The following is a 12,971-nucleotide window of genomic DNA, read 5'->3' as shown; positions in this document are numbered from 1 at the left end:
GAAAACCCCGCAGGACGCCTGACAGCGCCGACAGAGGCCGCCGCACGGCGAAACGATGCAGTGCGGCGCAGCAAAACCCGTACGGAAACACTATATGAAAATCGTCATCATCGGCGGCGAAGCCGCCGGCATGAGCGCGGCGGCCAAGGCGCGCCGCAGCGCGCCGCAAGCCGAAATCGACGTCTACGAGATGTCCGACATCATCTCTTTCGGCGCTTGCGGCCTCCCCTATTTCGTCGGCGGCGAGTTCGACGAGCCCGGCTATATGGCCGAATTCAGCGTGGAAGACTTCGCCAAGCGCAATATCCGCGTGCACACCGGCCACCAGGCGCTGAGCATAGACCCCGCCTCCAAGCGGGTGCGCGTGCGCCGGCTGGCGGACGGCGAAGCGTTCGACGCCGCTTACGACAAACTGATGATCGCCACCGGCGCCAGCGAGATCCGGCCGCCGCTGCCGGGCCTGGACTTGCACGGCGTACACACGCTGCGGGTAATGGAGGACGGCCTGGCGCTGCGCGCCGCCGCGGCCCGCGACGAGGTGCGCGAGGTTGTCATCATCGGCGCCGGCTTCATCGGCCTGGAGCTGGCAGAAGCCATGGTTCGCCTGGGCAAGCGAGTGCGGCTGATCCAACTGGCCGAGCGGGTAATGCCGGACGCCTTCGACGCCGAAATCACCAGCCTGATGGAGCAGGAATTGCGCGAACATGGTGTGGCGCTGCACCTGTCCGAGGCCGTCACCGCGCTGCGTGGCGACGGCGCGGTGCAAAGCGTGGTCACCGAACGGGGCGAATACCCGGCCGATCTGGTGGTGCTGAGCATAGGCATCCGCCCCAATACCGCCTTCGCCGCCGACGCCGGCCTCACGCGACTGGGCAACGGCGCCATCGTGGTCAACGCCTACGGCGAAACCAGCCTGCCGGACATCTACTCCGCCGGAGACTGCGCGGCCGCTCCGCATCAGTTGACCGGCCAACCGGTCTACGTGGCGCTGGCCACCGGGGCCAACAAGCTGGGCCGACTAGTGGGCGAGAACCTGGCCGGCGGCCGCCAAGCCTATCCCGGCACCCTGGGTTCCGCCGCGGTGCGCGTCCTGTCCCTGGACGCCGCGCGCACCGGCCTGTCCGAAACACAGGCGCGCGCCGCCGGCTTTGATTGCCAAAGCGTGCTGGTCAAGGACAAAAACCACACCAACTACGTGCCCGGACAGGCGGAAGTCCACGTCAAACTCTGCTATGAAACCGGCAGCCAGCGGCTGCTGGGCGCGCAGATGATAGGCCGCAACGGCGATGTGGTGCACCGGCTGGACGCGCTGGCCGTGGCCATCGCCAAAGGCGTCAGCGCGCGCGAACTGGGCATGATGGACTTCTGCTACGCGCCGCCGTTCGCCCGCACCTGGGACGTGCTCAACGTCGCCGGCAACGTGGTCAAATAAACCAGGCTGGCAGCAAGCCCAACTTGCCCGCGCCGATGCCAGCGCGGGCAAGTTGGGGTACACTGCCGGACAGCCACAGATTCAACGGATGTCCTCCCCATGCTTTCCAAGCTCACCCGCCTTTTCCAGTCCTCACCGGGAACCGAAAACAGCATGTCACTCAGCGATGCTCAAGTGCTGGAAGCCGTGTCCAGCCTGATCGACGACAATACCGGCAAACCCTTCGTCGCCGCCAAGGCGGTGAAAAACATCAAGATCAGCGACGCCGAGCTGTCGCTGGACGTGGTGCTGGCCTACCCGGCCAACAGCCAGCACGAATCCGTGCGCCAGCACTTTGAAGCCGCGCTGGCGCCGCTGGCCGAGCAACGCAAACTAAGCGTGCGCGTGGGCAGCCAGATCACCAGCCACTCCGCCCAGCGCGGCGTGCCGCTGCTCACCGGCGTCAAGAACGTGATCGCCGTCGCCTCCGGCAAGGGCGGCGTGGGCAAATCCACCACCGCGGCCAACCTGGCGCTGGCGCTGTCCGCGGAAGGCGCGCGCGTCGGCATCCTGGACGCCGACATCTACGGCCCGTCCCAGCCGCTGATGATGGGCTTGCAGGGCCAGCGTCCGGAAACCCCGGACGGCAAGAGCCTGAAGCCGCTGGAAAGCCACGGCGTGCAAACCATGTCCATCGGCTACTTGGTGGACGCGGATCAGGCCATGGTGTGGCGCGGCCCCATGGTCAGCCAGGCGCTGCAACAGTTGCTCAACGACACCCGCTGGGACAATCTGGACTATCTGGTCATCGATATGCCCCCGGGCACCGGCGACATCCAGCTGACGCTGTCGCAGAAGGTGCCGGTCACCGGCGCCGTCATTGTCACCACCCCGCAAGACATCGCGCTGCTGGACGCGCGCAAGGGCGTCACCATGTTCCAGAAAGTGGGCATTCCCATCCTGGGCATGGTGGAGAACATGGCCATCCACGTCTGCTCCCACTGCGGTCACGCCGAACACATCTTCGGCGAAGGCGGCGCGGCGCGGATGGCGGCGGACTTTGGCGTGGACGTGCTGGGCTCCTTGCCGCTGGACATGGGCATCCGCCTGGCGGCGGACGGCGGCACCCCCACGGTGGCGGCCGATCCGGACGGCAAAGTAGCGGAGCTGTACAAGGCCATCGCCCGCAAAGTGGCGGTGAAGGTGGGCGAGAAAGCCCAGGACTTCTCCAGCAAATTCCCCAAGATCGTCATCCAGAACAACTGACACACGCATCATGATCGCGATGTTCGACTCCGGCCTCGGCGGCCTTTCGGTATGGAAGGCCGTGCGCGCCGCGCTGCCCGGCTGGGGCATCACCTATCTGGCCGACCAGGCCTACTGCCCCTACGGCCAACGCAGCCACAGCGACATCGCCGAGCGCAGTGTCAGGATGGGCCGCTACCTGCAAGAACAAGGCGCCACCCTGCTGGTGGTGGCCTGCAACACCGCCACCACCGCCGGCATCGCCGCCATGCGCCGCGAACTCTCCATCCCGCTGGTGGGCATAGAACCGGCGATCAAGCCGGCGGCGGCCATGAGCCGCACCGGCCGCATCGCAGTGCTGGCCACTCAGGCCACGCTGCAAAGCGAGCGGGTGCGCAAACTGCTGGACACCCACGCAGGCCACGTTGAAGTGCTGCGCCGCGTGGGCGCGGGCTGGGTGGAACAGGTGGAGGCCGGCGAACTGGACAGCCCGCGCACGCGCGAACTGGTGGCGGACGTAGTGCGGCCGCTACTTGGCGAAAACATCGACCACATCGCGCTGGGCTGCACCCATTATCCGTTTTTGGAGCCGCTGATCCGCGAACTCACCGGCGACGGCATCGCTTTGTACGATCCGGCCGAAGCCATTGCCCGGCGCGTGGCCTCGCTGCTGCCGGACACCGCGCCCGCCGCCGCTCCGGCCTACCGCTTCATCACCACCGACGCCGACAACGCCGGCATGCGTCGCATCCTGCCGCTGCTGATCGGCGCCGACTATCCGGTTGAATCCCTGCCCCTGGAGCAAGCTCAATGATTCCACGTCTATCGCGCCTGCTGGCGCTGGCCTGTCTGATCGCCGCCCCCGCTGCCTGGGCCTTGCCCCAATGCTCGCTAGTAGCGGCCCAAGTCAATCAGCAAACCGGCAACCGGCTCAACCAGAACGAACTGAGCGCGGTGCTAAGTCAACTGGGCAAGAACGGCCAGCTGCCTCCGCAATTCATCAATAAACGCCAAGCGAAAAACGCCGGCTGGCAACCCGGCCGCAGCCTGTGGAGCGTGCCCGGCCTCAATGGCAAATCGATAGGAGGCGACCGCTTCGGCAATTACGAAAAACGCCTGCCCAAAGGGCAATGGCAGGAAGCCGACTTGAACTATAAAGGGGGCAAGCGCGGTGCTTACCGCATCGTGTTCTCCGGTTCCAGCCAGCGTTTCGTCACCGTGGACCACTACAACCGCTTCATCGAGGTGCCACCATGCCAGTAAAAGTTTGCGAACTGCACCACATCAAAAATCTGGACCAGTTGTTTGACGAACTAAGCCGGCAACTGCTTTTGCCGGCGCATTTCGGCCGCAATCTGGACGCGCTTTACGACAGCCTGGCCAAAGACGTGGCGGGGCCGTTCGAGATCGTATGGCGCGAAACGGAGGAAGCGCGCAAGGCGCTGGGCGTGGACCTTTACACCACCATCCTGGAAATTCTGGAAACCGTGGCCGAAGAGCGCGGCGATGTCACGCTGGACATCCACCACTGACGCATCAGGCCGCCGCCGCAAGGCGCCGGGGGCGGCCCCATCCCAATGGCAAGCTCATCATCATTCGTTTCCGCAACACATACTCAGCCACGAAATTCAAGACTCGAAATACAACAAAGACAAGCGTTCGCTAATTCACTATAATCCCACCCCTAAATAGGTCAACAACTGTCCTACAACTGGCAGCAATGCCAATAAAATCAAACAACAATAACGTAGGCAGGCCACTACATCGGCAACCTTGACACACACGAAGCGGCTGCTCCCTCCACCGGACCGGCGCCGGCATTGTTTCATTGCGAACTTGCCGTGTTGTTATCAAAACGCTCTCAAATACAGGTAGGAACTTCTCAATGCAGTCGAAAAAACTCACAGGGCTGATCCTGATCGGCCTGGTGCTGGGCATCATTACCGGCTATCTCTATCGCGAGAATGCCGCTAGCGAAGCCGACATCAAAGCCTTCGCAAGCAATATCTCCATCCTGACCGACATCTTCCTGCGCCTAATCAAGATGATCATCGCGCCCTTGGTGGTGTCCACCCTGATCGTGGGCATCGCCAAAATGGGAGACGCCAAGACCGTGGGCCGCATCGGCGGCAAGACCATGCTCTGGTTCATCAGCGCTTCGCTGATGTCCCTGACCCTGGGCCTGATCATGGTCAACTTGCTCAAGCCGGGCGTGGCGCTCAACCTGCCCCTGCCGGATACCCACGCCACCAGCGGCATCCAGGCCGGCGCGCTGTCGGTGAAGGACTTCGTCACCCACGCCATCCCCAAGAGCGTGTTTGAAGCGATGGCCACCAACGAAATTCTGCAGATCGTGGTGTTCTCGGTGTTCTTCGGCTGCGCGATGGCGGCTTTGGGCGACCGCGCCAAACTGCTGATCGACACCATTGACGTGGTGGCTCACGTGATGCTGAAAGTGACCAGCTACGTGATGCTGTTCGCGCCGTTGGCCGTGTTCGGCGCCATCGCCGCCACCGTGGCCAAGGAAGGCCTGAGCATCCTCGCCACCTACGGCAAGTTCATGGCGGAGTTCTACCTGTCCATCGGCATCCTGTGGGGCCTGCTGATCCTGGCTGGCGCGATGTTCATCGGCCCGCGCGTGCTAAAGCTGATGGGCATGATGCGCGAGCCGCTGCTGCTCTCCTTCACCACCGCCAGTTCCGAAGCCGCCTACCCCAAGACCCTGGAACAGCTGGAGCGCTTCGGCTGCTCCAACAAGATCGCCAGCTTCGTGCTGCCGATGGGCTACTCCTTCAACCTGGACGGCTCGATGATGTACTGCACCTTCGCCGTCATCTTCATTGCCCAGGCTTACGGCATCGATCTGACGCTGGCGCAGGAAATCTCCATGCTGCTGATTCTGATGCTCACCTCCAAGGGCATGGCCGGCGTGCCGCGCGCCTCGCTGGTGGTGATCGCCGCCACCCTGGCTCAATTCAATATTCCGGAAGCCGGCCTGCTGCTGTTGCTGGGCATCGACCACTTCCTGGACATGGGCCGCTCCGCCACCAACGTGGTGGGCAACTCCATCGCTACCGCGGTGGTGGCCAAGTGGGAAGGCGAGTTGAAAAAACATTGAGCACCGCCTGCTCCGTTGAACGCGCCGCCCTCCGGGCGGCGTTTTTTATGGCGGCGAGAAATGACTCAGCCCTGTTGTTCGTGTAAAGCCGACTTGTCATGCGGCGGCTACCGTGGTCCTTGCACCGATCGCGCATAGCTGCCACACGCAAATGCCGCAGAATGAGGCAAGACGCGGCGATCGTTACTGATTGGGATAGCGGGTCAAGCAAGATGCCGTTGGTGGCTTGGATGGATCTGGATTAGGGTCTGGTTTGTGGTTGCCGAGAGGGATCTGTGAGAGTGGCACATGGCTGGGTAGCCGGTCCAGACCCCGCCCTCCTTTATTGTCGATACCGAGCAGCGGCTGGGTTTATCGTTTTTCAGGAGCAAGAGGGGGAGATGCGTTTAGATCATCTCTATGTGCAGCCTGAGCATCAGGGTAAAAAAGTCGGCGCCTTGGTGCTGCGGTGGGTGTTGGAGCGCGCGGCCTCGCTACGTTTGGCGGCACGGGTCACCGCCTTGCGAAATAGTAAGGCCAATCGTTTCATCACGGTTTTATCTTGTTGAGCCAGGGGCCGTTCGATAGCCATTACCGCTTTGCCAGCGGCCGGGAGAAGAAGGCTGCAATGGTCAGCGCAAACAGGTGGAGGGGCGGAAGAACAAAACAAAAAAGCCCTGATTGCTCAGGGCTTCAATGTCTGGTTCTGGCGGAGAGGGAGGGATTCGAACCCTCGGTACGCTCGCACGTACGCCTGATTTCGAGTCAGGTACATTCGACCACTCTGCCACCTCTCCGACTCAGAGTGGGGCATTCTATTGGGCCCGGGTTTAGCTGTCAATAGCCTTGTCACAGCTAGCCATAAAAAACGGACCGCTCTTTTCCGAGCAACGGTCCGTTTTTTCATTCAGCCGGCAACGCCGGCAGATGGCAGAGGCTTCAATGCAGCAGATCGCCAGCCTCCGACTTGGGGGAGCGGCTCAGCAACTCCTGCACCACCCGCTGCGGGTCGTGCCCCTGGTAGAGCAAACCGCAAACCGCGGCGGTGATCGGCATGTCTACTTCCAGCCGTTCAGCCATGGTCAGCACTTCGCGAGCGGTGGCTACGCCTTCGGCCACGTGGCCCAACTCTTGCAGCGCTTGCTGCAAAGGCTTGCCCTCGGCCAGCTTCAGCCCTACCTGACGGTTGCGGGACAGCGCTCCGGTGCAGGTGAGAATCAGATCGCCCATGCCGGCCAGGCCCATCATGGTCTGCTGGCTGGCGCCCAACGCGGTGGCCAGGCGGGTGATCTCGGCCAGGCCGCGAGTGATCAGCGCGGCGCGGGCGTTCATACCGTATTCCAGGCCGTCCGCCACGCCGGTGGCAATGGCCATCACGTTCTTGACCGCGCCGCCCACTTCCACGCCCACCAGGTCAGCGTTGGCGTAGAGCCGCAGCAGCGGGCTGTGCAGATCTCGCGCCACTTGCCGGGCGAAGGCTTCGTCATCGGAAGCGACGGCCGCCGCCGCCGGCAAGCCCTGCGCCACTTCACGGGCGAAGCTGGGTCCGGACAACACGCCGCAGCGGTGGTTGGCCGGCAGTTCTTCCGCCACCACTTGGTGCGGCAGCAAGCTGGAGCCGGCCTCAAAGCCCTTGCAGGCCCACAGCAGCGGCGGCAGGTGCGAAGACAGCGCGGTCAACGCCCGCAGCGTGGGCCGCAAACCGGCCATCGGCGTGACGATGAGAATGAGTTCGGCGTCCTGGATAGCGCGCGGCAGTTCCGCGGACAGCTTGAGCGCATCCGGAAACGGGCAATCGGGAAGATAGCGTTGGTTAACGCGCTTGGCGGCCAATTCGGCCACCTGATTGGCGTCGCGCGCCCAGAGCGTGACTTGATGGTGACGGGCGAAGGCGATGGCCAGGGCGGTGCCCCACGCGCCAGCGCCCAGGATGGCCAGTTTCATGCGTAGCCTTTACAAGCCCCAGAGGTCGGTAATACGAGCATAGCCGATGCTGCCGTCGCGGTGGCGGACTTTGACCCAACCGCCCTTGGGCGGCTCTTGCAGCTCCACCACGCCGTCCTTGGGCACGGTGTAGGCCAGCGGGGCATCGTTGGCCGGCGCGGCGCGCACTTCCGCCTTGTCGGCGGTGATCAACAGCCAGCGCTGTTTGGACAACGCGGCGGCCGGGATCCAGGCGATGCCGCCGGTGGCGTCGCGCACGCGCGACCATTCTTTCTGACTGCTCAGCACTTCCACCGGGTAGTAGCGGCTCACCACGAACAGTTTCTTCGAGGTGAGCGCCGGCGCCTCGTACAGCGCCACGCCGGTTTCCTTCACTGAGCGAAACTCAAGTGCGGCGGCGCTGTGAGCCAACAGGCCCAGGCTCAGCGCCAGCGGATATACGAGGCGTTTCATTGATTGCGTCGCCTCAGGCGTTGCCGGCTTCGGCCTGTTGCGCGCGTTGCTGCATGTACAGGGCTTCGAAGTTGATCGGGGACAACAGCACCGGCGGGAAGCCCGCGCGGTTCACCACGCTGGACACGGCTTCGCGCGCGTACGGGAACAGGATGTTGGGGCAAGCCACGCCCAGGATGGGATCGATGTCTTCGGCCGGCACGTTGCGGATCTGGAAGATGCCGGACTGACCCACTTCGCACAGGAACATGGTTTTTTCCGGCAGCTTGGCGGTTACGGTCACGGTCAGGGTCACTTCGTAGAAACCGTCGTCCAGCTGCTTGCCTTCGCTGGCCAGCTGCATGTCAATTTCCGGCTGTTCTTGCTCCAGGAATACCTGCGGCGCGTTAGGCACTTCCAGGGACATGTCCTTCACATAGATTTTCTCGATGGAAAACGCCGGCTGCAGCTCTTGTTGTTCGCTCATCTCTTTGTCTCACACGGAGGCCGCTCGCAAGCGGCCGGTTTGGGAATGGTTAAAACAGGCCTGCATCATCGCACGAAAGCGGTTCAGGGCCAACCGCCCGCAAACGAGGGCTTTGATCGCGGGCAAAACGGCTCAATCGCCCAGCAGCAGCTCCAACTTGCCGGCCTGGTTCAACGCCACCAGGTCGTCGCAGCCGCCGACATGGGTGTCGCCGATGAAGATCTGCGGCACGGTGCGGCGGCCGGTCAGATCCATCATCTTGTCGCGCTCGACCGGGTCCAGATCAATGCGGATTTCCTTGATGTCGGCCACGCCTTTGGCGGCGAGGATTTGCTTGGCGCGGATGCAGTAGGGGCACACCGCGGTGGTATACATGGTTACGGGTTTCATCGATGGCTTTCGCGAAATCGGGCGCTCCGGCAAGGAGCGCGCAAAGCCCGATATTATACCGCCGCCGCGCGCGCCGAAACCGTCAATCCGCCATGTTCTTACTTGGAGGCCTCGAAGCGGTCGATCAGATCGGCGACGATCTGGTCCATCGCCTTGCCCATCTCCGGCGCGCGCGGGCTGTTGACGATCACCACCAGCGCCAGCCGGCGGCCGTCCGCGCCCAGCCAGTAGCCGGCCAGAGCCTTCACGTCCTTCAAGGTGCCGGTCTTCATCCGCAGCCGCGGGCCTTGCTCGGCGAAGCGCTTGCGCAAGGTGCCGTCCTCGCCGGCGATGGGCAGGCTGGCCAGGAATTCGCTGGCGTAGGGCCCGCGCGCGGCGTTGAGCAGCACCCGCCCCATCAGCCGCGCGCTCACCCGCTCGCGGCGCGACAGGCCGGAACCGTTTTCCAACACCAGCGTTTCATCGGAAATGCCGTTGGCCGCCAGTAGGCGCCGCACTGCGTGCTCGGCGTTGGCGCGGGTATCCTCACCGCCGCCCTCCTTGCCCAAGGTCAGGAACAGGGTGCGCGCCATGGTGTTGTTGCTGTATTTGTTGATGTCGCTGATCGCCACGGTCAGCGGCTGCGAGTCGTGGCCGGCTAGTTCGCGCGCGCCGGCCGGCACCCGCCCCAACCCCGCACCCTTGGGTCCGGCTCCGCCCAGCGCCTGCCATAGGGCAGCGAAGTCCTGGCTGGCGAAAGCGTCGTGGTCCAGCACGTTGACGAAGGTTTTGACGCCGTCGCAGCTGGGCGGCAAAGTACCGCTGACCGTGACGGAACGCATGTCGTTGGCGATGCTGACGTAGCGGCGCACATCGGAACAGTCATTCGGGCCGCCCTGACCGCCGGCCTGAAGCTTGGCGTTGACGCTGACGCCTGCCAACGGCGGGTCCAGCGCCACGCGCGCGCCGCCGGCGTCGACGTAAAAGTTGAGCCAAGCCACTTTCAGGTTGGTCAGGTGGCTGTCCGGCTCCACGGTGAAGGCGCGGCCGGCGTCTTCGTCGAAGTCGTGAGCGCTGGACACGCCCTTGAACGCGCTCTTGTCCAACACCAGCTTGCCGTCTATCCGTTGCACGCCACGCAGCCGCAGACCGTATAGCAGATTAAGCAGGCTATCGTTGTTGAAACGCGGATCGCCGGCGCCCAGCCAGTAAAGATCGCCTTGCAGCGCGCCGTCGCGCACCGGCGCGGCGGACCACAGCCCGGTGTGCCAGCGGTAGCCGGGCTTGAGCAGGTTCAGCGCGCTCCAACTAGTGATCAGCTTCATGGTGGAGGCCGGATTGACCGCGCTGTCCGCGCGATGGCCGGCCAGCTCCTTGCCGCTTTCCACCGGCGCGGCCCAGACGGCCACTTCCTCCGGCTTGAGGCCGTGCAGGTCCAACGCGCGGGCCGGCAACGCCGGCAACAGCAGACAAGCCGCCATCAGGATTTGTTTCTTCATTGCTTTCATTGGGCGATCACATGTCTTGTGGATCCACGTCCAGCGACCAGCGCAGGCCGCGTCCATGGCGTTTGGCCGCCGCTTCCACCTGCGGCAGCAATTGATTCAAAAATCCGTGCAGCGCCTGCCGTTGCGGCGACTCCAGCACCAGCTGTGCGCGTTCGCGATTGGCCAATCGCGCCATCAGCGCCGGCGCCGGGCCGGCGATCAACACCTGCTCGGCCAGCGGCTCGGCCAGCCGCCGCACCTCGGCCAGAAAGGCGGTGGCCAATTCCAGGCTGGGGCTGTCGGCGCGCAGCAGCGCCTGGTAGGCGCAGGGCGGAAAGCCGGCGATGCGTCGCTCGTCCAACAGGGCCTTGGCATAGCCGTCGAAATCGTGACGCGTCAGCGCTTGGTATAGCTCATGATCCGGCCACTGGGTCTGGATCAGCACCTCGCCGGCGGCCTCGGCGCGGCCAGCCCGGCCCGCCACTTGCATCAGTTGCGCGAACAGCCGTTCGGAAGCACGGAAATCCGCGGAATACAAGCCGCCGTCCGCGCCCAGCGCCACCACCAGCGACAAAGTGCCAAAGTCGTGGCCCTTGGCCAGCATCTGGGTGCCCACCAGCATGTCCACCTCGCCGGCATGGACCTTGCGATAGATCTCGTCCCACGCCTCCTTGCGGCTGGTGGTGTCGCGGTCTATGCGCAGGATGCGCGCCTCGGGAAACAAACGCGTCAGCGCGGACTCCAGCCGCTGTGTGCCCTCCCCCAGCGGTTTGATGTCGGGATTGCCGCAATCCGGGCAGGCGCGCGGCACCGCCTCTTCCCAACCGCAATGGTGGCAACGCAGCTTGCGCTCCAACAAGTGCACCACAAGCTTGGCGGAACAGCGCGGGCAGCCGCTGGTCCAGCCGCAATCGGTGCAGGCCACCACCGGCGCGAAGCCACGGCGGTTGATGAACACCAAGCTCATCTCGCCGCGCGCCAGGCGCTGGCGTAACGCCTGAATCACTGGCTCGGACAAGCCTTCCGCCAGTTTTTGCCGCCTCACGTCGACCAGTCTCACATCCGGCAACCGCGCCGCGCCGTGCGCCCGCCGGCTCAGCGACAGGCGACGATAGCGGCCAGCCTCGACATTGGCCACGGTCTCCAGGCTGGGGGTGGCCGACCCCAGCAGAATGGGCACGCCAGCCTGGCGCGCGCGCCAGATCGCCAGATCGCGCGCATGGTAGCGCAAACCGTCCTGTTGCTTGAATGAGCCGTCGTGCTCTTCGTCCACCACGATCAGCCCCAGGCGCGGCAGCGGGGTAAATACCGACAAGCGGGTGCCTATCATCACGTCGGCTCGCCCCTGCCAGCCGTCCAGCCAGCCCCTCAGGCGCTCGCCGTCGGCCAGATGGCTGTGCTGCACCGCGATGCGGCTGTCCGGAAAGCGTTGGGTGAAGCGCGTGATCAACTGCGGGGTCAGGTTGATTTCCGGCACCAGCACCAACACTTGGCGGCCGGTGGCCAGATGATCGGCGATCAGCCGCAGATAAACTTCGGTCTTGCCGCTGCCGGTAATGCCGTGCAGCAGCCAGGGCTGGTATCCGGCTTGGCCGCGCAAAGCGTCCAGCGCGGCTTGCTGCTCTTCGTTCAGCTCAGGGCTGCCCGCCACTCGCAAAGGAACGGGCTCCGGCTCCACGCGGCGGACCTTGTTGTCCACCAGCCAATCCGCCAACACCTTGCCGGCCTGCGGCGTCACCGCCTTGGCCGCGGCCAGCGTCAATGCCCCGTCCTGCAAAGCCTGCCACAGCGCCAGCCGCGCGCGCTGGCGAGCCGGCGGCGCCTCCGCCTCGCCTTGCGGCGTCAGCGCGTACGGGCGCTCATCCGGCAAAACGATGTCGCGGGGCTCCCGCAGCCCGGTGGGCAGAGCGGTGAACAGCGCCTGTCCCAAGGGATGATGGTAATAATCCGCGGCGAAGCGCACCAGGGACATAAAGTCTTCCGGCAGCGGGGGCAGCCCGGACAGAACCGACTCCACCGGCTTGAGCTTGGCGGGATCGATACCCTGTTGAGGTATGTCCGTGACAACCACGCCACACAGCCGGCGGGGCCCAAAGGAAACCGCTACTCTTTGCCCGGCCATGACAGACAACTGGGTCAGGTAACTGAACGTACCTGGCAGCGGCACATCCACGGCCACTTGTACGATGCTTTGCTGCCCCATCCGGTGCGCCCCCGAAGACAAATGCTGTTGTGACAAGGCTTTGCGGCCTCTGTGCACAGATGCTGTGGATAACTTTGTGAACAAGCTGCCGGTCCGAGGTTGAAACGGCCTCAGATCAGCGTTTCCGTTAGATTGCGCAAAAATTAATCAATTATTTTTCTCTTTATTTTCAAAGACTTAAATTGATCAAAAAAACATGAGCAATCGGCTTGACAAGGGCCCGAACTCTGACTAGCAAATGTGCATAACTCAGAGAACAACTATGGTTCGCCTTGTCAATATCCTTATTCATCTCA

General features: G+C 63.9%; 13 protein-coding genes and 1 tRNA gene. 7 read left to right on the top strand and 7 right to left on the bottom strand.

Annotated features, from left to right (window positions below; genetic code table 11):
- Window positions 1-94 precede the first annotated feature (94 nt).
- The 7 genes from BR71_RS12020 (at window position 95) to BR71_RS24995 (ending at window position 6,322) form a co-directional block, all read left to right on the top strand.
- Window positions 95-1,432 (top strand): CoA-disulfide reductase, encoded by a 1,338-nt coding sequence (locus BR71_RS12020; RefSeq protein WP_043637579.1) that lies wholly within the window; start codon window positions 95-97, stop codon window positions 1,430-1,432.
- Between the two features lie 153 nt (window positions 1,433-1,585).
- Window positions 1,586-2,677: an iron-sulfur cluster carrier protein ApbC gene (gene apbC / locus BR71_RS12015; protein WP_043637575.1), complete on the top strand. Its 1,092-nt coding sequence runs from the start codon at window positions 1,586-1,588 to the stop codon at window positions 2,675-2,677.
- Between the two features lie 10 nt (window positions 2,678-2,687).
- Window positions 2,688-3,470, top strand: coding sequence for a glutamate racemase (gene murI, locus BR71_RS12010; protein WP_043637563.1), 783 nt, complete (start codon window positions 2,688-2,690; stop codon window positions 3,468-3,470).
- The gene (locus BR71_RS12005; RefSeq protein ID WP_043637561.1) at window positions 3,467-3,919 is read left to right on the top strand and encodes a ribonuclease domain-containing protein; all 453 of its coding nucleotides are present in this window, start codon (window positions 3,467-3,469) and stop codon (window positions 3,917-3,919) included. Before murI ends, BR71_RS12005 begins: the two co-directional genes overlap by 4 nt.
- Window positions 3,910-4,188 (top strand): barstar family protein, encoded by a 279-nt coding sequence (locus BR71_RS12000; protein WP_043637558.1) that lies wholly within the window; start codon window positions 3,910-3,912, stop codon window positions 4,186-4,188. The genes BR71_RS12005 and BR71_RS12000 overlap by 10 nt, the downstream gene beginning before the upstream one ends.
- A 353-nt stretch (window positions 4,189-4,541) precedes the next feature.
- Window positions 4,542-5,774 (top strand): dicarboxylate/amino acid:cation symporter, encoded by a 1,233-nt coding sequence (locus tag BR71_RS11995; protein WP_019103577.1) that lies wholly within the window; start codon window positions 4,542-4,544, stop codon window positions 5,772-5,774.
- A 275-nt stretch (window positions 5,775-6,049) separates the two neighbouring features.
- Window positions 6,050-6,322, top strand: a complete 273-nt coding sequence (locus BR71_RS24995) for a GNAT family N-acetyltransferase (RefSeq protein WP_341860351.1) — start codon at window positions 6,050-6,052, stop codon at window positions 6,320-6,322.
- Window positions 6,323-6,460: 138 nt separating this feature from the next.
- Here the strand turns inward: BR71_RS24995 and BR71_RS11990 are convergent.
- The 7 genes from BR71_RS11990 to BR71_RS11960 all read right to left on the bottom strand — a co-directional run bounded on the left by BR71_RS11990 (window position 6,461) and on the right by BR71_RS11960 (window position 12,675).
- Window positions 6,461-6,550 (bottom strand) — tRNA-Ser (locus BR71_RS11990).
- Window positions 6,551-6,692: 142 nt separating this feature from the next.
- Window positions 6,693-7,697 carry an NAD(P)H-dependent glycerol-3-phosphate dehydrogenase gene (locus tag BR71_RS11985; RefSeq protein WP_043637555.1) on the bottom strand — a complete coding sequence of 335 codons (1,005 nt, stop codon included), beginning with the start codon at window positions 7,695-7,697 and terminating at the stop codon, window positions 6,693-6,695.
- A 9-nt stretch (window positions 7,698-7,706) separates the two neighbouring features.
- The gene (locus BR71_RS11980) at window positions 7,707-8,150 is read right to left on the bottom strand and encodes an SH3 domain-containing protein (RefSeq protein ID WP_019101499.1); all 444 of its coding nucleotides are present in this window, start codon (window positions 8,148-8,150) and stop codon (window positions 7,707-7,709) included.
- A gap of 13 nt (window positions 8,151-8,163) precedes the next feature.
- The gene (gene secB, locus BR71_RS11975; RefSeq protein WP_019101498.1) at window positions 8,164-8,616 is read right to left on the bottom strand and encodes a protein-export chaperone SecB; all 453 of its coding nucleotides are present in this window, start codon (window positions 8,614-8,616) and stop codon (window positions 8,164-8,166) included.
- 132 nt (window positions 8,617-8,748) lie between these two features.
- The gene (gene grxC / locus BR71_RS11970; RefSeq protein ID WP_043637552.1) at window positions 8,749-9,006 is read right to left on the bottom strand and encodes a glutaredoxin 3; all 258 of its coding nucleotides are present in this window, start codon (window positions 9,004-9,006) and stop codon (window positions 8,749-8,751) included.
- A 98-nt stretch (window positions 9,007-9,104) separates the two neighbouring features.
- Window positions 9,105-10,484 (bottom strand): D-alanyl-D-alanine carboxypeptidase/D-alanyl-D-alanine endopeptidase, encoded by a 1,380-nt coding sequence (dacB, locus tag BR71_RS11965; protein WP_244269619.1) that lies wholly within the window; start codon window positions 10,482-10,484, stop codon window positions 9,105-9,107.
- Between the two features lie 16 nt (window positions 10,485-10,500).
- Window positions 10,501-12,675: a primosomal protein N' gene (locus BR71_RS11960; RefSeq protein WP_043637545.1), complete on the bottom strand. Its 2,175-nt coding sequence runs from the start codon at window positions 12,673-12,675 to the stop codon at window positions 10,501-10,503.
- Window positions 12,676-12,971 lie beyond the last annotated feature (296 nt).

This window comes from Chromobacterium haemolyticum DSM 19808, from assembly GCF_000711885.1.
Lineage (GTDB): Bacteria > Pseudomonadota > Gammaproteobacteria > Burkholderiales > Chromobacteriaceae > Chromobacterium > Chromobacterium haemolyticum.
Note: the sequence above shows the minus strand (reverse complement) of the source record. Positions and strands in the feature narration are given on the sequence as shown.